The sequence below is a fragment of the Acidipropionibacterium jensenii DSM 20535 genome (assembly GCF_000425285.1).
GTDB lineage: Bacteria > Actinomycetota > Actinomycetes > Propionibacteriales > Propionibacteriaceae > Acidipropionibacterium > Acidipropionibacterium jensenii.
Genome location: NZ_AUDD01000023.1, coordinates 20,910 through 40,798, shown reverse-complemented (window position 1 = coordinate 40,798; position 19,889 = coordinate 20,910). Strand labels below are relative to the sequence as shown.

The following is a 19,889-nucleotide window of genomic DNA, read 5'->3' as shown; positions in this document are numbered from 1 at the left end:
TACTCACGTGTTACTCACCCGTTCGCCACTCGTGTACCCCCGAAAGGGCCTTACCGTTCGACTTGCATGTGTTAAGCACGCCGCCAGCGTTCGTCCTGAGCCAGGATCAAACTCTCCAATGAAAAAATATCACCACCGCACCCCACCAACCCCAAAGGCCGGCGGACCACAGTACAGGCGACACCATCAAAGAATCCAAAACACTGACCCCGACAAACCAACTGACAAAAAATCAGATGATCAATCGAAATCAATCAAAGGAATCAATAAATCCGACACACAACACAAGTTGTGCATCAACAAAACATCTTTATTGACTAAACATATGACACACTGTTGAGTTCTCAAACATCACACACGACCCGCACCACCACATCACATGGCCGCTTGGGGCACCTGCTCTACTTTACTCGATTGAGGGCCGGTGTCAAATCCGACTCCCTCTCGAGTTGATCTTCCCTCACAGGAGAGATGATCTCGTCGATCTTTCGGCTCCCGCTCTCGCGGAGGCCTCCGCTTATTTTAGACCCTTTCGGATCCCCCGTCAAGGCTTGTCTCCGACTTGTCATCAGATCGAAACCCCGAAGCACCGGGCCGAGGAGTAACTATGCACCTGTCTGGGCCTGGGTGCAAGTCGGGCTCCAAAAGGTCCCAGTACCGACCTCACGGCCTCCTCCATTCGGCACACCCTCGGTGTTGCGTCTCCCCTCTCGAGGCTCGCTGCTTACCCACCTGACGGTGACGACTCCTGGCCCGAACCGGCCCCCCTCCGGAGCGCTCTCCGTGGCGCCCTCGGTGATGCGCCAGCACTGCGCCGAACTCCTAGACTCTTGACTGTGACTGTCTTCGCTCCCAGACCGCCGCTCCGCTGGCCCCGTGTGCTGGTGGTGCTGCTGTCCGGCTGCCTCCTGGCGGCCGGGTGTCAACCGGGGACCCTTGAGAATCCGCAGACCACTCGCCCCTCGATGTCTCCCTCCAGCACTGTCTCCGCCTCGGCCTCCCCCTTCCAGGGGTCCGCCACCCGGCTCATCGTCAATGAGCTGGTCGAGGCCGCCGGCGGTGCCCCGGTGACGAAGGTCGATGTCACCTCGCGCCAGGTCAACGTCACCACCCGCAGCCGCGCCACCGCCCAGATCTGGACCTGGCAGGCGGGCCGGATCACATCCAGCCCTGCCCAGAGCGCCCAGACCGTCTCCCGGCCCTTCTCCCCCGACGACTTCGCGCTGGACCGGATCTCACAGATCCTCGAGACCGCGGGTCGCGCCGTGGGGTCGCGGAGGAACCAGGAACTCCAGATCCTCGAGTACAACCAGGGCGTGGTCCTGATATCGGTCTCCACCCGACCGGAGACCGCACCGGCATTCTTCCGTCCCGACGGCAGCTTCATCGCAACCGTCGACTTCACCACCACTCAGGGGATGACCGAGGCTCTGCGCGACGCGGTGGACACCTCCACCCAGGTGCTGTCGATCAGCTATCAGCCGGGCAAGGGCCTGATCGTCGACACCCGGACCGGAACCGACGGGATCGTGCTGCGCCGCACCCGTCCCGCCTCGCTTCCGGCCTGGGCGATGGAGCGGCGCGGCGACACCGGTGCCTCCGTCTTCAGTCCGAGCGATGTCTCCCCGGCCGTGCTGGCCGGTCTCATGAACCAGATCCCGGTCACCCTCAACAAGACGACCGACAAGTCTGCGCTGTCCTTCACGATCGACATGTCGGACGGGCGACCTCAGCCGACGATCCACTTCAACCTGGACGGCCAGACCATTGTCACCGACATGGCCGGCAAGGACATCACCCAGCAGGTCCGGTGAGCCTGTCTTCGGCCCGTTAGCCACCGGTGGTTCAATGAAAGTGTGTTGATCCTTGCGATTGGAGTGCCCGGAAGCGGCAGGTCCTTCGCATTTCGGGTGCCCCACGGGAGGAACCCCCACCAGGAGCTCTGGCGCCGGGGCCTGGTTGCCAAGGAGTATCTGTCCGCCGATCTGACCGATCAGGAGATCACCCTCACCGTGAGGGTGGCCGCCAGGACGTCGCGTTCCCGACCACCGAAGGTTCGCTCCGGCGTCCCCGACCTGGCGAAGGACCACCGTCCCGGTGAGTCGATTCGCCCGTACCAGCGTCTGGCCGCCTACGCCGTGGTGCGCTCCAGCCTCGGACTACTGGGCACCGAGTGCTCCGTGCTCACCGCCGTGCCCGGCCTGTGGGCGCTGCCCGGCGGTGGCATCGAGCACGGCGAGTCACCGGCGCAGGCCGTCACCCGTGAGGTGATGGAGGAGTCCGGGCAGACGGTGCGCCTCAACCGGATCATCGACCTGCAGTCCGACCACTGGATCGGCCGGGCCCCCTCCGGCGCCCTGGAGGACTTCCACGCACTGCGGATCATCTACAGCGCCACCAGCCAGGAGCCGACCGAACCAGTGGTTCTGGACGTAGGCGGCACCACCAAGCGATCACGGTGGATCCCGATCTGGCGGTGGCGCCGGCTGCCGTGGGGGGCGGCCACCAGATCCTGTCTGGAGCACCACCTCCACGACGTGCCGTCCAGCTGATCCACCTGCATGCAGAAGCGGGCCCGGAGTTGCCTCCGGGCCCGCTTCTCGCAGTCTCGACAGCGACCCGCAGTCGCCGTCCGGGACTGCTGACGCTAGTTGCTTCTGAAGTAGCTGAGGATCCGCAAGATCTCGGTGTACAGCCACACCATCGTCACGGCGACGCCGAAGGCCGCCCGCCAGGACTCATTGGCCGGGGCGCGGTTGCGCACTCCCTGTTCGGCCATGTCGAAGTCCATCACCAGGTTCATCGCCGCGAGCACCACGCCGATCGCCGAGCAGAGGATCGACAGCCATCCGGCGCCGGCCCCGATCGTGCGCAGCCCCAGTCCGGCGGGCAGGAAGAACACCGCGACGAAGTTGAGGAGCATCGCAACCGCGAACCCGATGGTCGCGATGGTCACGACACGACGGAACCGCGAGGTCACCCGGATGTTGAAGAACTTGTAGGCCGCAAGGGTCACTCCGGCGGCGCAGAAGGTGCCCAGCACCGCCTGGACGACGATGCCCGGATACATGCTCTCGAACAGCTTCGAGAAGGCCCCCAGGAAGACTCCCTCGATGACCGCGTAGGCGATCACACCGGCAACCGGCACCTTGGCCCGGGTGCTGACGATGAGCACCGTCACGAAGCCGACCAGGGCCGACAGCATGACGGCCCCGCCGGTGAGGGCGAGATTGTCGCCGACAGCCATGAAGGTGAGGACGCCGATCGCGAAGATCGTGAGAAGCACCACCCCGGTCTTGGCGACCACGTCGTCGAAGGTCATCACCGGTTCAGCCGGGGCGTTCTGCGCGGCGTAGGGGTCGTGACCGGGACCGGCCGGTGCTGCTCCCCACTGCGGCGAGCCCTGCGGGTAACCCTGCTGGGGCTGCCAGGCCTGCTGATGGGGCTGGAACGCCTCAGCCCGGGCGAAGACGGGATTTCCCATCGTGTACCTCCTGTTTGTCACGTGTTTCCCACTGTATCGAGCATCGACAAGGTTCTCGGCCGCTCAGGGATGACTCAGGGACACCCCGGACCCTTGGTCCACCGACTTGCGCAGTCGGCCCGACTCCCCTAGTCTTCTTCTCCGTTGCCGGTCGTGCGATCGATCGGAGACATGCGGACGTGGCTCAGTTGGTAGAGCATCACCTTGCCAAGGTGAGGGTCGCGGGTTCGAGTCCCGTCGTCCGCTCGGGCGGTTGGCGCAGCGGTAGCGCGCTTCCCTGACACGGAAGAGGTCGCCAGTTCAAACCTGGCATCGCCCACCACGGGATCGCATCCCTGCGATCTCGAGGCCCCGTAGCGCAGTTGGTTAGCGCGCCGCCCTGTCACGGCGGAGGTCGTGGGTTCAAGTCCCATCGGGGTCGCCGATGATATCGGGCGACATCACGAACACCGGATCTGCACTCTGCAGGTCCGGTGTTCTGCTTCGCGGCCGCCAGACGGCGTGCCCGTCCCGGTCCTGAGAACCTGGGATGGGTGCCCCCGGCGGGATTCGAACCCGCACTTCAGCGGGTTTAAGCCGCCTGCCTCTACCGTTGGGCTACGAGGGCCGGTCAGTCGGCCAGCAGCCGACGGACGATGCCGTCGAGGATATCGGTCTCGGAGACGATGATCTCCTCACTGCCCACCCTGGAGCCGATCTCGTCCATGATGAGGGCCCCTGCGCAGATCACCTCGGCCCGTCGACGCTTGAGCGGACCCATCGCCTCGGCCTGGTCGACGGTGGCGCCGAGCAGCCGTGTCGCCAGCAGGTGGAGGTCGCCACGACTCAGCCGCGAACGGTGCACCCTGGCCCGGTCGTAGACCTTGAGCCCCTGATGGATCGCCGACAGGCTGGTGACCGTTCCGGCCACCCCGATCGTGGTGCCCGCCACCGACGGGTCCACCGGGGCGCCGTCGAGCAGGGTCCGGACCAGCTCGCGGGCCTCGTCGATCTGCGCGGCGGTGGGCGGGTCGCCGTGCAGGAAGCGCTCTCGCAACCGGACCGAACCGACGTCGAGGCTCTCGGCGGCGTCGATGACATGGGCCCCGGCCGCATCGCGGTGGCCGAGCACCAGCTCGGTCGATCCTCCCCCGCAGTCGACCACCAGCACCGGCTCGGCACTGACCGGCACCCCCGACATGGCGCCGGCGAAGGACAGCGCGGCCTCCTCGGTGCCCGGCACCACCTCCGGGTCGACCCCCAGCCGGGAGCGGACGCCGGCGGCGAAGGCATCCCGGTTTGAGACGTCCCTGGCGGCCGAGGTGGCCACGAATCGGACGGCGTCGCAGTGATGCTCGGCAATGATCCCGGCGTACTTGTCGCACGCCTCGAAGGTGCGGTCCAGGGCCGCCGGGCTGAATGCACCGGTGGCGTCGACGCCCTCCCCCAGCCGGACCAGCTCGAGCCTGCGGTCGTGCTCGACCAGCTGTCCCTGCGGCCCGCCGGAGGCCACCAGCAGGCGGATCGAGTTCGTCCCGCAGTCGATCGCGGCCACGGTGCGTGGGGTGCTCATCGGATCTCCTCGTCTGTGCTCTGCGCAGCTCCGGTCCTCGTCGACGCGGGGTTCTCGGCCCCGGTTTTCTCGGCTCCGGCGTTCTCAGCTCCTGGGTCCTCGGCTGTCGGGGTTGCGGACGTGTCGTGGGTGTCGGCAGTGGCCGCACGGTGCCGTTCCAGGAACGGTGCGAGGATCGCCACCACCTCGTCCCCGAAGGGGTTGACGCCGGGACCGACCGCCAGCGCGTGTGCTGCCAGGGCGTGCAGGCACTTCACCCGGGTCGGCATCCCGCCGGCCGAGATGCCCTCGATCTCGGGCACCGGCGCCAGACCGGCCTGCTCGGCGAAGTGGGCGCGGTCCGCCAAGTAGGCCAGGTGGGCCCGGCGGTAGGACTCGGCCAGTGCGGGATTGGTGCCCAGTCGTGCCGCCATCCGGGCCATCTCCCCGGAGGCCTCAATGGTTCCGATCCGGGAAGCCAGCGCCGGGCAGGTGAGGTAGTAGGTGGTCGGGAAGGGGGAGCCGCCGGGCAGTCTCGGTAGCGTCGCGATCACTCCCGGACGTCCGCAGCTGCACCGCCACGCCACCCCGACCACTGCCCGTGGTTCGCGTCCGAGCTGGTCGGCCACCGCTGAGCGGTCCTGATCGGTGAAGGGTTCGATGCGAGTCACCGGGACATCCTTGCGCCACCCCGGGAGACGGACAAGTCGCCGGGTCCGCCCGTCCCGACCGGTGCGGTCGGCGAGCTGGCCGGGATCACCGGCCGGTGGTCCTGGCCGGGGAGTCGGCCGTTCGCACGCTGCCGACCATCTTCTGCCACCACTGACTCGTCTGAGCCGGCCCAGTGGTGTCACCGGAGGCGTCCAGCTCCGCGCCCGCACCCAGCACCTTGCCGTTCTTGCCGATCACCCGGTAGCCGGTCTCGCCGGGCACCACCCAGCCGAGCTGGCTGCGCGCCTGGGTGCGCACGTAGTCGGGGTCGTCCCAGCGCTTGAGCTCGTCCTGCAGCTGTGCGATGGTCCGGGTCTGCTGGGCCTGCTGGGCGGTGAGATCTGCCAGCTGGGAGCGCTGCTTGAAGTAGACGCCGAGGCTGGGGGTGATCATCACGAAGACCAGGACGACCGCTGCCGCCAGGATGAAGGCTCGGGAGGTCAGTCCCAGTCTGCCCAGTCCGCGCTGGCCCGAGGGCTGGGCGCCGGTCCCCTCACGCCGTCCGGTCCCGGCGCCGTCGGTGCGGGAGACCTCACGGCGGGACACATCGCGTCCGGCCGGCCCCTGCCGGACTCGGGGCCTGCGGTCGGGACGCGGATTGGAGCGCGACGGCGAGTGACCCCGGGCAGAGCGGGGCGGGCCGCCGTGCGGACGGGATGCAGGTGTTCTCGGTGAGCTGGCCATCACCGTCCATGATGGCTCACCGCGACGGCCGGCTGCAGGACCGACACGGCCCCGGATCCGATGGGATCCGGGGCCGTGTCGACTCGCGGTGAGCCGCTCTGCGGGTTCAGCTGAGGATGACTCAGGCCTTGAAGCGCGGGAAGGCGGAGGCCCCGGCGTAGACCGCCTGGTCCTCGAGCTCCTCCTCGATGCGCAGCAGCTGGTTGTACTTGGCGATCCGCTCGCCACGGGCCGGGGCTCCCGACTTGATCTGGCCGGTGCTCAGGGCGACGGCGAGATCGGCGATCGTGGTGTCCTCGGTCTCACCCGAACGGTGCGACATCATGCAGCGGAAGCCGTTGCGGTGAGCCAGCTCGACGGCGTCGATGGTCTCCGACAGGGAGCCGATCTGGTTGACCTTGACCAGCAGGGCGTTGGCGGCCTTGAGGTCGATGCCCTTCTGGAGCCGCTTCGGGTTGGTGACGAACAGGTCGTCGCCGACGATCTGGATGCGGTCGCCGAAGCGGGCGGTGAAGGCCTGCCAGCCGTCCCAGTCCTCCTCGTCGAGCGGATCCTCGATGGAGACCAGCGGGTAGTTCGAGATGAGCTTCTCGTAGTACTCGATCATCTCGGCGGAGGAGCGCAGCTCGCCCTCGTAGCGGTACTTGCCGTCCTCGTAGAACTCGGAGGAGGCGACGTCCAGAGCCAGGCCGACGTCCTTTCCGGGCTCGTAGCCGGCCGCCTTGATGGCGTCCTCGATGAGGTCCAGGGCAGCGGCATTGCTCGGCAGGTCGGGGGCGAAGCCGCCCTCGTCACCGAGGCCGGTGCTGAGGCCCTTGTCCTTGAGGACCTTCTTGAGGGCGTGGTAGACGTTCGCGCCGATCTGGTAGGCCTCGGAGAAGGAGCCTGCACCGATCGGGGCGATCATGAACTCCTGGATGTCGACGTCGGAGTCCGCGTGGGCCCCGCCGTTCAGGATGTTCATCATCGGCACGGGCAGCAGGTGGGCGTTGGGTCCACCCAGGTACTGGTAGAGCGGCAGATCTGCCGAGGCGGCAGCGGCGCGGGCGGCGGCCAGCGAGACGCCGAGAATGGCGTTGGCGCCGAGCTTGGCCTTGTTGTCGGTGCCGTCGAGCTCGATCATGGCCGCATCGATGGCACGCTGCTCGGAGGCGTCGTAGCCGAGCACCTCCTCGGCGAGCTTCTCGGTGACGTTCTCAACAGCCTTGAGGACGCCCTTCCCGCCGAACTGAGACTCATCCCCGTCACGCAGCTCGACGGCCTCGAAGGCGCCGGTGGAGGCGCCGGAGGGAACAGCCGCCCGGGCCTCGGTGCCGTCGTCGAGAACAACCTCAACCTCAACGGTGGGATTGCCGCGGGAGTCGAGAATCTGGCGTGCGTCGATGAATTCGATGGTTGCCATGGGCCAACCTTTCACGATGGATGGACTTTCGGCCCCCAGCCTAACCGAGGTCACCTAGGACACGCCCGGGTGGTCGCATCTCCAGTTCCCCCCGCCGGCGTCGCTGCACAACCGTGCGGGCTCAGCCGAGCCGGCGGAGGTCCTCGGCCAGATCCTGGGCCGAGTTCTCCGCCCGGTCCCCCGCGGGGTGCTCGACGCCCCGGACCCGCTCCTCCAGTCGGCGGACCGCCTCCCGGGTGGCCTGGTCGGCGTCGATCCCGTGGGCCTGCGCCCTGGCCGCCAGGGCCAGGATCTGGTCGCCGACCTGCTCAGCGGTGAGGGCCTCTGTCGGCAGGTCCACCGCGACCCGGTGCTTGCGCACCCGGGCGATCACCTTGACCGCCCTGGCCAGCGCCGACAGCGACTCGGCGATCCCGTCCAGGCTGGAGTGGCGCCCCTTCTCGACGGCCTTGCGCGCCTCCCAGCTGCGGTCCAGGTCGTCGGGCGGCGGGCCGACCGGGGTGGGCGACAGGGTGATCCCGTCGGGGAAGAACTGGGGGTGGCGCCGGCGCAGCTTGGTGACGATGCCGCCGGCGACGTCCCTGATGTCGAAACGGCCCTGCTGCTCGGCGATCCGGGCGTGCAGGACGACCTGGAGGAGGAGATCGCCGAGCTCCTCGACGAGGTCCTCATCGGTGCCGACCTCCACCGCGTCGACCACCTCCCCGGTCTCCTCGATGAGGTAGGTGACCAGGCTGCGGGGGGTCTGCCGTGCGTCCCAGGGGCAGCGGTCGCGCAGTACCGCCACCAGGTCGACCAGTTCCTCCAGATCGGCCCTGGGACGTTCGCTCATGCCCGGGAACCGGCCCACAGGCTCGACAGCGAGGAGCTGCCGGCCACCAGCAGCTGGTCGGGATACCATCCGCCCAGCCGCGGATTGACCTGGACGTCGAGGGAGTGGACCTGGCGTCTCAGGGTGTCGGCGTCGGACCCCTGGACCACGGCGTACAGGGAGGTCAGGCGGAGTCCGAGCTGGCGGCAGGTCGGACTGGCGTTGAGGGCCGTCAGATTGTTGGACTGCATGAGGGCGTCGCGCTGGGAGGTGGTGAGGGTGCGTCCGGACCGGGCCAGCAGCTCCTCCCCCACCGCGGCCTGGGTCACGGTGGTGGCGATCACCTGCCGGGGGCTCATCGTCTGGGAGTTGGCCAGTGCCGAGCATGCCTCGACGTCGTTCTCGAAGGTGTCCATCGAGACCCGCTGATCGCCGACCTGGACGGCCATCCCCGAGGAGGGCAGGCAGCCGGTCAGACCGGTCAGTGCCACGACCCCGGCCGCCAGTGCGCCCAGCACCCGGCGGTTCCGGGGCCGGCGTCCGCGGGTGCTGGTGGACTGGGAAGAGGACGTCGTCGTCATCGTGGGAGCTCCTGACTGGTACCTGGCGTGGCCAGGGCGGCGAACCGCCCGGCTGCGATCCTACGACCCCTCAGCCGACCACCGCCGGACGGGCCTGCTCCGGGGCCCTCGCCGGCTGCGGGGTCGAGAGCACCTCGGTGACCACCGTGCGCGCCCAGTCGAGCAGCTGGGCGCCGCCCAACGGGTGACCCCCCACCCGTGCGGTGCGGGGCTTGGGCACCAGGATCAGGCCGGCGGCGTCCTTGACGGTCGCCCCCGGGTACAGCCGCTTGAGCCGCATCGCCCGGGACTCCGGCAGGTGGAGCGGGGAGAACCTGATCGACGAGCCGGTGGGAACCACCTCGCGGATGCCGTGGGCCCGGCACAGCAGCCGGAACCTGGCCACCCCGAGCAGCGCCTCGACGGTCTCGGGAAGGGGCCCGTAGCGGTCCAGCAGCTCGTCGCGGATGGCGTCGACCTCCTGGTCGGAGCGCACCTCGGCGAGTCGCTTGTACATCTCCAGGCGCAGCCTCTCGGACTCCACGTAGTCGACCGGCAGGTTCGCGTCGACCGGCAGTTCGATGCGCATCTCCGGCTCCTCCTCGGCCTTGTCGCCGCGGAACTCGGCGACGGCGTCGCCGACCAGCCGGATGTACAGGTCGAAGCCGACGTCGGCGATGTGGCCGGACTGCTCCCCGCCCAGCAGGTTTCCGGCGCCGCGGATCTCCAGGTCCTTCATCGCGATCGCCATCCCGGCGCCCAGATCGGTGTGCTGGGCCATCGTCGACAGCCGGTCGTGGGCGGTCTCGGTGAGCGGCTTGTCGGCCGGGTACAGGAAGTACGCGTAGCCGCGCTCCCGGCTGCGGCCCACCCGCCCGCGCAGCTGGTGGAGCTGGGACAGTCCCATCCGGTCTGCGCGGTCGACGACCAGGGTGTTGGCGGTGGAGATGTCCAGCCCGGACTCGACGATGGTGGTGCACACCAGGACGTCGGCGCGCTGCTCCCAGAAGTCCAGCATGATCTGCTCGAGCTGCTTCTCGTGCATCTGCCCGTGGGCGGTCGCCACCCGGGCCTCGGGAACCAGCTCGCGCAGCCTGGCCGCGGTCTTCTCGATGTCGGAGACCTTGTTGTGGATGAAGAAGACCTGACCCTCCCGGGCCAGCTCGCGACGGATCGCCGCGACCACCTGGCCGTCATCATAGGGTCCGGCGAAGGTGAGCACCGGGTGGCGCTCCTCGGGCGGGGTGGCGATGGTGCTCATCTCCCGGATCCCGGTGACCGCCATCTCCAGGGTGCGCGGAATCGGGGTGGCGCTCATCGACAGCACGTCGACGTCGACCCGCAGCTTCTTGAGGGCCTCCTTGTGCTCGACGCCGAAGCGCTGCTCCTCGTCGATGATGACCAGGCCGAGATCCTGGAACTTCATGGTGTCCGACAGCAGCCGGTGGGTGCCCACCACGACGTCGATGGTGCCGCGCTCCAACCCCTGTCTGACCTCGCGCGCCTGGGACTCGGTCTGGAACCGCGACAGCGAGGCGACGTTGACCGGGAATCCGGCGTAGCGCTCGCTGAAGGTCTGGGTGTGCTGCTGGACCAGCAGTGTGGTGGGCACCAGGACGGCGACCTGCTTGCCGTCCTGGACCGCCTTGAAGGCGGCCCGCACCGCGATCTCGGTCTTGCCGTAGCCGACATCGCCGCAGACCAGCCGGTCCATCGGGACGACCTGTTCCATGTCGTGCTTGACGTCGGCGATCGTGGTGAGCTGGTCGGGGGTCTCGACATAGGCGAAGGCGTCCTCGAGATCGCGCTGCCAGGGGCTGTCGGGGCCGAAGGCGTGGCCCTTGGTGGCCTGCCGGGCGGCGTAGAGCTTGATGAGCTCGGCGGCGATCTTCCTGACCGCCTTCTTCGCCCGGGCCTTGCGCTTCTTCCAGTCCGCCCCGCCCATCTTGTCCAGGGCGGGCGAGTCGGAGCCGACGTACCGGGTGATCTGGTCCAGGGAGTCCATCGGGACGAAGAGCCGGTCGCCGGGCTGGCCCCGGCGGGCGGGGGCGTACTCGATGACCAGGTACTCGCGGGTGGCCCCGGCCACCGTGCGCTGGATCATCTCGACGTAGCGGCCGACCCCGTGCTGCTCGTGGACGACCAGCTCCCCCGGCTTGAGCTCCAGAGGCTGGATCTGGTTGCGTCGCCGGGCGGGCATCCGGCGGGTGCCGCGGTCGGCGGTCTCCTGCTGACCGGTGAGGTCGGCGGTGCCGTGAACCACCAGTCTGAGCCGCGGGGAGCGGAATCCCTGGTGCTGGTGGGCGCGGATGATGTGGACCACCGGTGCCGCACCGGTGCCGGTCTGTGCGGACTCGCCCTCAAGGCGCCCGGCACCGCCGGTGTCCTCACCACCGACCTCCTCGGGGTCGAGCTCCGTCAGCGCTCCGGGCAGGTCGGTCTCGAGCCGGCAGGCGACGTCGTGCTCGGCGAGCAGCTCGGCCAGCCGATGGGCGAGTCCCTCCCCCTCGACGGCCAGCACGACGGTCCAGCCCTCGGCCAGCGATCCCGACATGGCCGACACCGCGGAGTCGACGTCGCCGTGCCACGGGTCGACCTCCTCGAGTCTGAGGTCGAGGGTGTCGGGGGCCGAGGACGCGACGGGCTCCTCGGCGGAGGTCTCGCCGGCGTCCTCGCCGGGCTGGGATGCCTCTGCGGAGTCCGAGGAGGGCAGGTCGACGCTGAAGGGGGACAGCGTCCACCAGGACATCCCCCGGTCCAGGGCGTGGTGGCGGACCTCGGCGAGGCCGCGGTAGCCGACCGCGGCCAGGTCGATCGGAGCGTCTCCCCCGGTTGCCGCGGCGGCCCAGCCGGCGTTGAGGAACTCCTCGGAGGTGCGCACCAGTTCGGCCGCCCTGGTCCGAATGAGTTCGGGGTCGCAAGCCAGTACCAGGGACTCGGGAGGAAGCACGTCCAGCAGCAGTTCGACCTGGTCGACCAGGGCCGGGATGAGGGCCTCCATGCCCTCCACGGCCTGCCCCTGACCGATCCTCTCGAGCATGTCGGCCAGCTCGGGATGGTCGGGCAGCAGCGCACGGGCCCGCGCGCGCACCTGGTCGGAGAGGATGAGCTCGCGGCACGGGGCGGCGGTCACGAGGTCCACCGTCTGGTCGGTGGAGCGCTGGTCGGCGACCGAGAAGGAGCGGATCTCCTCCACCTCGTCGCCGAAGAAGTCGATGCGCACCGGGTGGTCGAGCACGGGCGGGAAGACGTCGAGGATCCCTCCCCGTACGGCGAACTCGCCGCGACGCTCCACCATGTCGACGCGCAGGTAGGCGGCGTCGACCAGATCCTGACAGATCCGGGTGAGGTCGTACTCCTGCCCCACCCTGACCACAACGGGTTCGATTCTGCCGAGCCCGGCCACCTGGGGCTGGAGGACCGCGCGGATCGGCGCCACCACGACCTTCGGGGGGCGCTGGCCACCGGTGCCCAGCAGTCGGCGAAGCACCGCCAGCCGCCGGCCGACGGTGTCGGAACGCGGACTGAGGCGCTCGTGCGGGAGAGTCTCCCAGGCCGGGTAGTAGCAGACCTCCTCGGGAGTCAGCCATGACTCGAGGGTGGCGGTGACCTCCTCGGCCTGCCGGAAGGTGCTGGTGACCATGAGGATCGGGAGGCCGCGGCCCGACCCCTCGAAGGAGTCTGCAAGGACGGCGGCGACGGCCGGTCGCGAGGGGGCCGCGGCGGTGAGATCGAGGGTCTGGACGTGACCGGTCAGTCCGTCGCGGACCGCCCGGGCGAGGACGGGTTCATGGGACAGCAGGGAGACCAGGCCAGGCAGAGACACCCGAACACCCTACGTTGCCCGCCGCGGGATCCATCATCGGTTCGCCCTCAGGATGACGTCGGGACCCGGGGTCAGTGGTTGAAGCGGTTCTGCGCGACGGCCAGGCCGTCGGTCATCAGGCACTCCACTGCGTCTGCGGCCAGCCCCACCTGGACCGCGATCTCGTCCCTGTCGCGGGAGGGAAACCCCTTGAGCACGTAGTCCGCCAGATCCTGGTGGCCCGGCGGCCGTCCGACCCCGACCCGGACGCGGGTGAACTCGCCGCTGTGCAGGTGGGAGCGAATCGATCGCAGGCCGTTGTGGCCGTTGTCCCCGCCGCCCGCCTTGACCCGGATCCGGCCCAGATCCAGGTCGATCTCGTCATGGATGACGATCACCGACCCGACCGGCACGTGCGAGAAGTCGGCGACCTTGCGGACCGCGATCCCGGACTCGTTCATGTAGGTGCGACTGCGCATCAGGATGACCGGGTCGGCCTGGGCCGAGGGGACGGCCAGGCCGGCCGCGGAGATCCGGGTGCGGGCCACATCGGCCCGCTGGCCACGGGCCGAGGTGAGACTCACTCCGGCCCGTGCGCACAGTTCGGTGACCACCATTGCGCCGACATTGTGGCGCGTCCCGGCGTAGGTCGGGCCGGGATTTCCCAGCCCGACCACCAGCCAGGTTCTGGTCACTCGTCGGTGTCCTCGGCGTCGGCGGCCTCGCCCTCGGCGTCCTCGTCGCCCTCGGCGTCCTCATCGGTGGCCTCGGGCTCCTCCGGCTCGGCGGCGGGCACCACGATCGAGATGGCGACGGCCTCCGGGTCGGCGGCCAGCTCCACTCCCTCGGGCAGCGGCACGGAACCCAGGTTGATGCTGTGGCCGGCCGGCAGGTCGGTGACGTCGACGACGAGGCTCTCGGGGATGTTCAGCGGATCGGCGTTGACCTCGACCTCGTTGACGTCGACGGTGGCGACCGTACCGACCTCGGGCTCGCCCTCGACGCGCAGCGAGACGGTGACGGTGACCTTCTCACCGCGACGCACGGTCAGCAGGTCGACGTGGCGGACGAAACCGGTGAGGATGTCGCGCTGGACGTCCTTCGGAAGGGCCAGCTGGGGCTCGTCGCCCTCGACCTCGATCGACAGCAGCGGGTTCTCGGAACGCAGTGCCAGCAGGGTCTCGTGACCCGGCAGGGTGATGTGGATGGGATCGGAGCCGTGTCCGTACATCACGGCGGGGACGAGGTCCTCGCGGCGGATGCGACGGGCCGCGCCCTTGCCGAACTCGGTGCGCTTGGCGGCCTTGATGACGATGACGTCAGCCATGTGATTTCTCCTACTCGGAACCGGATGGGGGCTCGACGAGTGGAGAGTCCAGAACTCTGGACGGCCAGTCGATCACGGACCCTGCGGTCCCTCGCCAAGCAGTGGTAGATTCTAGCTCAGCAGGACTTCGGCCGGCAAACCTGGGGCGAGCAGGACGCCGTCGCCCCGAGGGGCGACGGCGTCTGTCTGCGGAGCTCGGCGGCGGTACCGACGGCCCTGCTCAGCGGAACAGCTGGGCGACCGATCCGTCCTCGAAGACCTGCTGGATGGCCTTGGCGATGAGCGGGGCGATGCACAGCACCGTCATCTTCGGGATGTGCACCCCGTCTGGGGTCGGCAGGGTGTTGGTGACGATGAGCTCCTCGATCGGGGAGGCGTTGATCCGGTCGGCCGCCGGGCCGGACAGCACCGGGTGGGTGGCCGCGGCGATGACCTTGGCGGCACCGTGCTCCTTGAGGGCCTTGGCGGCCTGGCAGATGGTGCCCGCGGTGTCGATCATGTCGTCGACCAGGATGCAGGTCTTGCCCTTCACCTTGCCGACCACCTCGTGGGTGGTCGCCTCGTTGGCCTTGTTCGGGTCACGGCGCTTGTGGATGATCGCCAGCTGGCAGCCCAGCTTGTCGGTCCACATGTCGGCCAGTCGCACCCGGCCGGCGTCCGGGGAGACCACCACGACGTCCTCGCTGCCGTACTTCTCGTGGACGTAGTCCGAGAGCACCGGCAGGGCCCACAGGTGGTCGACGGGACCGTCGAAGAACCCCTGGATCTGGGCGGCGTGCAGGTCGACGGCCATGATCCGGTCGGCTCCGGCGGCCAGGAACAGGTCGGCCATCAGGCGCGCCGAGATGGGCTCGCGACCGAGGTGCTTCTTGTCCTGGCGGGCGTAGGGGTAGAACGGGGCGACGACGGTGATCCGCTTGGCGGAGGCGCGCTTGAGGGCGTCGATCATGATGAGCTGCTCCATCATGGCCTCGTTGACCGGTGCGCAGTGGGACTGGACGACGAAGGCGTCGCAGCCGCGCACGGACTCCTGGAACTGGACGTAGATCTCTGAGTTGGCGTAAGTGACCTGGCGCGAGGGAACCAGCTCGACTCCCAGCTCCTCGGCGATCTCCTGTGCGAGTTCGGGGTATGCCCGTCCCGAACAGAGCATCAGGTGTTTGTTGTTGGGTCGTGTGGCACCGCTCACGAATGATCCTCCGGCGTGGAAATGTGGTTTCGTGTGTCGGACCTGGGGTCCGAGTCTGCTGGGGGAGCCATCTGCTCCCGGTGCCGGGCAGCCCAGCCCGTGCTGATGTGGCCCCGCTGCCTGGCGATGGCCAGGGAGTCGGCGGGCACATCCTCGGTGATCGCCGAGCCGGCGGCCAGGAAGGCCCCCGGGGCGATGGTGACCGGAGCCACCACAACGACATTGGAGCCGACGAAGGCGCCGTCGCCGACGCTGGTGGTGCTGGTGGTGCGGCCGTCATTGTTGGCGAACACCGCCCCGGCGCCGACCGTGACATCGGTGCCGATGACGACGTCGCCGGCGTAGACCAGCCGCGGCACCGAGGTGCCGGCCCCCAGGTGGGCGTTCTTGGTCTCCACGAAGGCACCGATCCGGGTGTCCTGGTCGAGCACCGTGCCCGGCCGCAGGTTCGCCCAGGGGCCGACCCGCACGCCGTCCCCCAGCACCGCCAGGGTCGCCTCGGTGCGCCTGACCACGACGTCCTGGCCGACCTCGCAGTCGGTGAGGGTGGTCTCGGGCCCGATGACGGCACCCGACCCGATGCTGGTGGCGCCGTTGAGACTGCTGCCGGCGAGGATCGTGACGTCCTGCCCGAGGTCGACGTCCGGCTGGATCCAGGTGCTCGTCGGGTCGGCGATGGTCACCCCGGCGCGCATCCACTTCTCGAGGATCCGCCGGTTCATCTCGGCGTTGACCCGCGACAGCTGGACGCGGTCGTTGACCCCCTCGGTCTGCCACAGGTCGTCGGTGCGGTGCGCCCCGACGCCGTGCCGGGCCGGGTCGTCGCCGTGGATCTGGCCCGAGGCGGCCATCGAGACCACATCGGTGAGGTAGTACTCGCCCTGGGCGTTGTCATTGGACAGCGCCGCGACCCCGCGTCGCAGGGCCGCGGCGTCGAAGACGTAGATGCCGGAGTTGATCTCCCGGATGCGGCGCTGGGCGTCGTCGGCGTCCTTGTGCTCGACAATGCCGACAACCTCCTCGCCGTTGCGCAGCACCCGGCCGTAGCCGGTCGGGTCGGGCACCTCGGCGGTGAGGACGGTGGCCAGGGTGTGCGCCGACCGATGGGCCCGGACGAGGTCCTGCAGGGTCTGGGTGTTGAGCATCGGGACGTCGGCGTAGGTGACGACGACCTCACCGGTCAGATCGCCCAGCCCCTCCAGGGCGCAGGCCACCGCGTGACCGGTGCCCTTCTGCTCGGCCTGGACGGCGGTGACGACGTCGGGGGCGTCCTCGGCCAGCTGGGCCTCGACCTGATCGCGCAGATGCCCGACCACCACGACCAGATGCTGGGGGTCCAGACCGCGGGCGGCGTTGACCGCCCAGGACAGCATCGGGCGTCCGGCGACCTCGTGGAGGAGCTTCGACCGCTTGGACCTCATCCGGGTGCCGCCGCCGGCTGCCAGCACGATGACGGCTGCCACCCCACTCGACTGCGACTGATCGCTGGTCGTGGTCACGGTACTCACCCCTCGCTGTGCGGTGGCTCGTCCGTGCCACCTGGGTCGCTGCCAACTGCACCCCGGACGTCCTGCCAAGTGTCTCTCAGCCGTGCCGAGGGCGCCAGCCGAGCCTAACCCAGCCGATCGACACGGGACCACGCCGCCCGGACACGAATCGATTCCGTTGCGTCGACCCCGGTCAGAACACGCCGGGTCGCGGTGCTTCGTGCCGATTCTATGCGGTGCGCAGGTGACCCGGCGCAGCCCCTACGAGTCTGAGCCCGACGGCGCGCCGTCGACGGGAGGAGCCTTCCTGCGGGACCTCGCCCTGCGCGGCGAGCCCTGCCTGTCCTTGGTGATCAGCCCGAGATCGCGGGCCGCCCGCGACCACTTGTCGACGGCCCACGGGGTCACCCCGTAGTGATCGGCGAGAGCCAGCCGCCGGGTGACCCGCTGTCCGTCGGCGGAGACCGCATTTGCTGGGCGGTGGAGGGCAAGGGAGGGACCCTGCAGCTCCCCGGACAGGAGTCGAACCTGTGTCGCTAGTCCTGATTCAAAGTCAGGCGGGCCCTGCCGGCAGACCAACCGGGGAACGCTCGAGCACGAGCTCGCCCCACGATACGGCAATCGGGCGGGTGCCCGCGTGCAGGACCGGCCGGCAAGGACCGGCGGGGGCGCACCCGGGTATCTTCAGGGCATGGCCACCGCGTCCTCCGGAAAGGGCTCACCCCCCGCCTCCGCGTCATCCTCCGGCACCTCCCACGCACCGCACGAGCAGCGCCGGACGAGAGTGCGGATGACCAGCGCGCAGCGTCGCGACCAGCTCATCGGGGTGGCTCGCGGACTCTTCTCGGCCAATGGCGTCGACGGCACCTCCGTCGAGGAGATCGCCTCCACCGCCGGGGTCTCCAAGCCGGTGATCTACGAGCACTTCGGGTCCAAGGACGGCCTCTACGCGGTGGTCGTCGACCGCGAGGTCCAGCTCCTCCAGACCAGTCTGCTGGCGGCGCTGACCCGCCCGCGGCAGAGCCCGCGCACCATCCTGGAGTCCGGGGTGCTGGCCCTGCTGGACTACATCGACGACCACCCCGACGGGTTCCGGATCATCTCGCGGAACTCCTCGGTGGGCACCTCGACGGGCTCCTACGCCTCGATCCTGTCCGACGTCGCGTCCTGGGCCGAGGGGCTGCTCGGCGACACCTTCGCCGGGCACGGCTACGACCTGGCGAACGCCGGGATCTACGCCCAGGCCCTCACCGGGATGGTCGGAATGGCCGGTCAGGCCTGGCTCGACAACCGGCAGCCGGCCAAGGAGCAGATGGCCGCCCACCTGGTCGATCTGGCCTTCAACGGGCTGGGTCGGTTGTCGGCGTCCCCCCAGTTGACCCGGTCGACCCGGCGGGCCCGCGCGCAGCGCGCCGAGCAGGGGTCCGAGGACCAGACCCCCTCGACCTGATCTCCTGGTCGCCCAGCACCGCCCGCAACCCGGCGCCCAGCCGCTCGACATCTCGCGGATCGATCTCCTGGAGCAGACCTCCCTCGGAGTCCAGCAGCGCCGCGAGAGCCCCGTCGGCCAGCTCCCTGCCCTGGTCCGTCAGCTCCACCAGGGCGCTGCGACCGTCCACCGGGTGGGGACGTCGCACCACCAGTCCGCGCTGGGACAGTCGGGTGATCCGGTTCGTCATCGCCCCCGAGGAGACCTCCAGCTCGACGAGCAGCTGGCCCGGGCTCAGCTGGTAGGGGCTGCCGGCCCGGCGCAGCGCCGCCAGCACGTCGAACTCCCAGACCTCCAGACCGTGCTGGGCGAAGGCGCGGGACCGCTCCCGGTCCAGCAGCCGGGACAGCCGGGTGACCCGGGACCACACCTCCATCCGGTCCACCGGAAGGTCGGGACGCTCCCGGGTCCACGCGGCGATGATCCGGTCGACGGAGTCTGCCACGGCTCACATCCTCGCCTGGAGGGTTCCCGGCAGGAGCTGCGCCCCGGGCACCGGCCCGCGCGCCACCCGGGTCGTCTCGACCTGGTCCAACTCCGCCAGGCCGGTGGCAATGGTCCGCCCGGTCGCCTCGTCGGGGACCAGGAAGGCCACCGTCGGGCCCGACCCGGAGACCAGCCCGGCGAGCGCACCGGCCTCCTCGCCGGCCCGCAGCACCTCGGCCAGTTCGGGCCGCAGATCCAGCGCGGCGTCCTGCAGGTCATTGCCCAGCCGGTGCGCCACCGCATCGATGTCGCCGCTGGTCAGTGCCGCGATGAGTGCGGTCGGCATGAGTTCCCCGCCGGCCCCGCCGAGCTCGTCGAAGTGCCGGTAGACCTGAGGGGTGGACAGCCCCTCGGCAGCTGTGGCGAACACCCAGTGGTGGGTGCCCCGCGAGATCACCGGGACCAGGTGGTCGCCGCGACCACGGCCCAGCGCCACCCCGCCCGTCAGCGCGAAGGGGACGTCGGAGCCGAGATCGGCACCGAGCTGCAGCAGATCGTCGGGGCCGGTGTCCAGATCCCACAGCACCGAGCAGGCCAGCAGGGTGCCGGCCGCGTCCGCCGAACCGCCGGCCATCCCACCGGCCACCGGGATCGACTTGAGGATCTGGATGTCGGCGCCCAGATCCGATCCGGCCCAGCGTTCGCGCATCAGCCGTGCGGCCCGGTGGGCCAGATTCGTCTCGTCGGCGGGCACCAGATCGGCCTGCGGCCCCTCGACGCTGACATGGATCTCGTCGTCGGAGCGTGCCGAGACACTGATCTGGTCGTAGATGCCGACCGCCTCGAAGACGGTGGTCAGCGGGTGGTAGCCGTCCTCGCCGAGGGGGCCCACTCCCAGCGCGAGGTTCACCTTCGCGGCGACCCGCACCATCACTGGTGGGGCCCCGGGGGTGACACGTGCGTTGCTGGCCATGGGGCCAACC

General features: G+C 69.5%; 16 protein-coding genes, 5 tRNA genes, 1 rRNA gene and 2 pseudogenes. 7 read left to right on the top strand and 17 right to left on the bottom strand.

What is annotated here, in order from left to right:
• Positions 1-122, bottom strand: a 16S ribosomal RNA gene (locus H590_RS0111660); the annotation flags it as partial.
• A gap of 714 nt (positions 123-836) precedes the next feature.
• Here H590_RS0111660 and H590_RS16475 point away from each other — a divergent pair.
• The gene (locus H590_RS16475) at positions 837-1,814 is read left to right on the top strand and encodes a hypothetical protein (protein ID WP_051238573.1); all 978 of its coding nucleotides are present in this window, start codon (positions 837-839) and stop codon (positions 1,812-1,814) included.
• A 96-nt stretch (positions 1,815-1,910) separates the two neighbouring features.
• Positions 1,911-2,552, top strand: a complete 642-nt coding sequence (locus H590_RS18025; protein WP_232020945.1) for an NUDIX hydrolase — start codon at positions 1,911-1,913, stop codon at positions 2,550-2,552.
• A 95-nt stretch (positions 2,553-2,647) separates the two neighbouring features.
• Here H590_RS18025 and H590_RS0111645 read toward each other — a convergent pair whose 3' ends face one another.
• Entirely contained in the window at positions 2,648-3,484 is an 837-nt protein-coding gene (locus H590_RS0111645; protein ID WP_028703674.1) for a Bax inhibitor-1/YccA family protein, read from the bottom strand.
• A 173-nt stretch (positions 3,485-3,657) separates the two neighbouring features.
• Between H590_RS0111645 and H590_RS0111640 the strand changes: the two genes are divergently transcribed.
• The 3 genes from H590_RS0111640 to H590_RS0111630 all read left to right on the top strand — a co-directional run bounded on the left by H590_RS0111640 (position 3,658) and on the right by H590_RS0111630 (position 3,905).
• Positions 3,658-3,730, top strand: a tRNA-Gly gene (locus H590_RS0111640).
• A 1-nt stretch (position 3,731) separates the two neighbouring features.
• A tRNA-Val gene (locus H590_RS0111635) sits at positions 3,732-3,806 on the top strand.
• Between the two features lie 25 nt (positions 3,807-3,831).
• Positions 3,832-3,905 (top strand) — tRNA-Asp (locus H590_RS0111630).
• A 113-nt stretch (positions 3,906-4,018) separates the two neighbouring features.
• Here the strand turns inward: H590_RS0111630 and H590_RS0111625 are convergent.
• From H590_RS0111625 to glmU, 12 genes and pseudogenes are all read right to left on the bottom strand, one after another.
• Positions 4,019-4,091: transfer RNA gene (locus tag H590_RS0111625), tRNA-Leu, on the bottom strand.
• A 3-nt stretch (positions 4,092-4,094) separates the two neighbouring features.
• Positions 4,095-5,036 (bottom strand): Ppx/GppA phosphatase family protein, encoded by a 942-nt coding sequence (locus tag H590_RS0111620; protein ID WP_028703673.1) that lies wholly within the window; start codon positions 5,034-5,036, stop codon positions 4,095-4,097.
• Positions 5,037-5,197: 161 nt separating this feature from the next.
• Positions 5,198-5,686: pseudogene (locus H590_RS16470) on the bottom strand (DUF501 domain-containing protein); the annotation flags it as partial.
• Between the two features lie 85 nt (positions 5,687-5,771).
• The gene (locus H590_RS16465) at positions 5,772-6,272 is read right to left on the bottom strand and encodes an FtsB family cell division protein (protein WP_051238572.1); all 501 of its coding nucleotides are present in this window, start codon (positions 6,270-6,272) and stop codon (positions 5,772-5,774) included.
• 259 nt (positions 6,273-6,531) lie between these two features.
• Complete coding sequence (eno, locus tag H590_RS0111605; protein ID WP_028703672.1) at positions 6,532-7,812, bottom strand: phosphopyruvate hydratase; 1,281 nt, start codon at positions 7,810-7,812, stop codon at positions 6,532-6,534.
• A gap of 121 nt (positions 7,813-7,933) precedes the next feature.
• Complete coding sequence (locus tag H590_RS16460) at positions 7,934-8,644, bottom strand: nucleoside triphosphate pyrophosphohydrolase (RefSeq protein WP_051238574.1); 711 nt, start codon at positions 8,642-8,644, stop codon at positions 7,934-7,936.
• Positions 8,641-9,204, bottom strand: a complete 564-nt coding sequence (locus H590_RS0111595; RefSeq protein ID WP_028703671.1) for a hypothetical protein — start codon at positions 9,202-9,204, stop codon at positions 8,641-8,643. The genes H590_RS16460 and H590_RS0111595 overlap by 4 nt, the downstream gene beginning before the upstream one ends.
• Positions 9,205-9,274: 70 nt before the next feature.
• On the bottom strand, positions 9,275-13,009 hold the full coding sequence (gene mfd / locus H590_RS16455) for a transcription-repair coupling factor (protein ID WP_051238571.1): 3,735 nt from the start codon (positions 13,007-13,009) through the stop codon (positions 9,275-9,277).
• 71 nt (positions 13,010-13,080) lie between these two features.
• A complete protein-coding gene (pth, locus tag H590_RS0111585) occupies positions 13,081-13,683 on the bottom strand; it encodes an aminoacyl-tRNA hydrolase (protein ID WP_028703670.1) in 603 nt (200 codons plus the stop codon).
• Positions 13,680-14,315, bottom strand: coding sequence for a 50S ribosomal protein L25/general stress protein Ctc (locus H590_RS0111580; protein WP_028703669.1), 636 nt, complete (start codon positions 14,313-14,315; stop codon positions 13,680-13,682). Before H590_RS0111580 ends, pth begins: the two co-directional genes overlap by 4 nt.
• A gap of 220 nt (positions 14,316-14,535) precedes the next feature.
• A complete protein-coding gene (locus tag H590_RS0111575; RefSeq protein WP_084149477.1) occupies positions 14,536-15,504 on the bottom strand; it encodes a ribose-phosphate diphosphokinase in 969 nt (322 codons plus the stop codon).
• Positions 15,501-17,012, bottom strand: coding sequence for a bifunctional UDP-N-acetylglucosamine diphosphorylase/glucosamine-1-phosphate N-acetyltransferase GlmU (gene glmU, locus H590_RS16450; RefSeq protein ID WP_414973629.1), 1,512 nt, complete (start codon positions 17,010-17,012; stop codon positions 15,501-15,503). Before glmU ends, H590_RS0111575 begins: the two co-directional genes overlap by 4 nt.
• 223 nt (positions 17,013-17,235) lie before the next feature.
• Here glmU and H590_RS18435 point away from each other — a divergent pair, with 223 nt between their 5' ends.
• Positions 17,236-17,406: a hypothetical protein gene (locus tag H590_RS18435; protein ID WP_153810749.1), complete on the top strand. Its 171-nt coding sequence runs from the start codon at positions 17,236-17,238 to the stop codon at positions 17,404-17,406.
• 92 nt (positions 17,407-17,498) lie between these two features.
• On the opposite strand, the gene H590_RS0111565 is transcribed toward H590_RS18435, so the two are convergent.
• A tRNA-Gln gene (locus H590_RS0111565) sits at positions 17,499-17,577 on the bottom strand.
• 204 nt (positions 17,578-17,781) lie between these two features.
• Here H590_RS0111565 and H590_RS16440 point away from each other — a divergent pair.
• The gene (locus H590_RS16440; protein ID WP_051238570.1) at positions 17,782-18,441 is read left to right on the top strand and encodes a TetR/AcrR family transcriptional regulator; all 660 of its coding nucleotides are present in this window, start codon (positions 17,782-17,784) and stop codon (positions 18,439-18,441) included.
• Between the two features lies 1 nt (position 18,442).
• Here the strand turns inward: H590_RS16440 and H590_RS0111555 are convergent.
• Positions 18,443-18,925 (bottom strand): annotated as a pseudogene (locus H590_RS0111555) (MarR family winged helix-turn-helix transcriptional regulator); the annotation flags it as partial.
• A gap of 3 nt (positions 18,926-18,928) precedes the next feature.
• Positions 18,929-19,879 (bottom strand): 4-(cytidine 5'-diphospho)-2-C-methyl-D-erythritol kinase, encoded by a 951-nt coding sequence (locus H590_RS0111550; RefSeq protein ID WP_051238569.1) that lies wholly within the window; start codon positions 19,877-19,879, stop codon positions 18,929-18,931.
• Positions 19,880-19,889: the final 10 nt, after the last annotated feature.

What these genes read in the sequence shown, in the direction of transcription:
- H590_RS16460 (WP_051238574.1), bottom strand. Translation starts at nt 8,644, where the DNA reads ATGAGCGAACGTCCCAGGGCCGATCTGGAGGAACTGGTCGACCTGGTG.
- H590_RS0111595 (WP_028703671.1), bottom strand. Translation starts at nt 9,204, where the DNA reads ATGACGACGACGTCCTCTTCCCAGTCCACCAGCACCCGCGGACGCCGG.
- H590_RS0111550 (WP_051238569.1), bottom strand. Translation starts at nt 19,879, where the DNA reads ATGGCCAGCAACGCACGTGTCACCCCCGGGGCCCCACCAGTGATGGTG.
- eno (WP_028703672.1), bottom strand. Translation starts at nt 7,812, where the DNA reads ATGGCAACCATCGAATTCATCGACGCACGCCAGATTCTCGACTCCCGC.
- H590_RS0111580 (WP_028703669.1), bottom strand. Translation starts at nt 14,315, where the DNA reads ATGGCTGACGTCATCGTCATCAAGGCCGCCAAGCGCACCGAGTTCGGC.
- H590_RS0111645 (WP_028703674.1), bottom strand. Translation starts at nt 3,484, where the DNA reads ATGGGAAATCCCGTCTTCGCCCGGGCTGAGGCGTTCCAGCCCCATCAG.
- H590_RS0111620 (WP_028703673.1), bottom strand. Translation starts at nt 5,036, where the DNA reads ATGAGCACCCCACGCACCGTGGCCGCGATCGACTGCGGGACGAACTCG.
- H590_RS16440 (WP_051238570.1), top strand. Translation starts at nt 17,782, where the DNA reads ATGACCAGCGCGCAGCGTCGCGACCAGCTCATCGGGGTGGCTCGCGGA.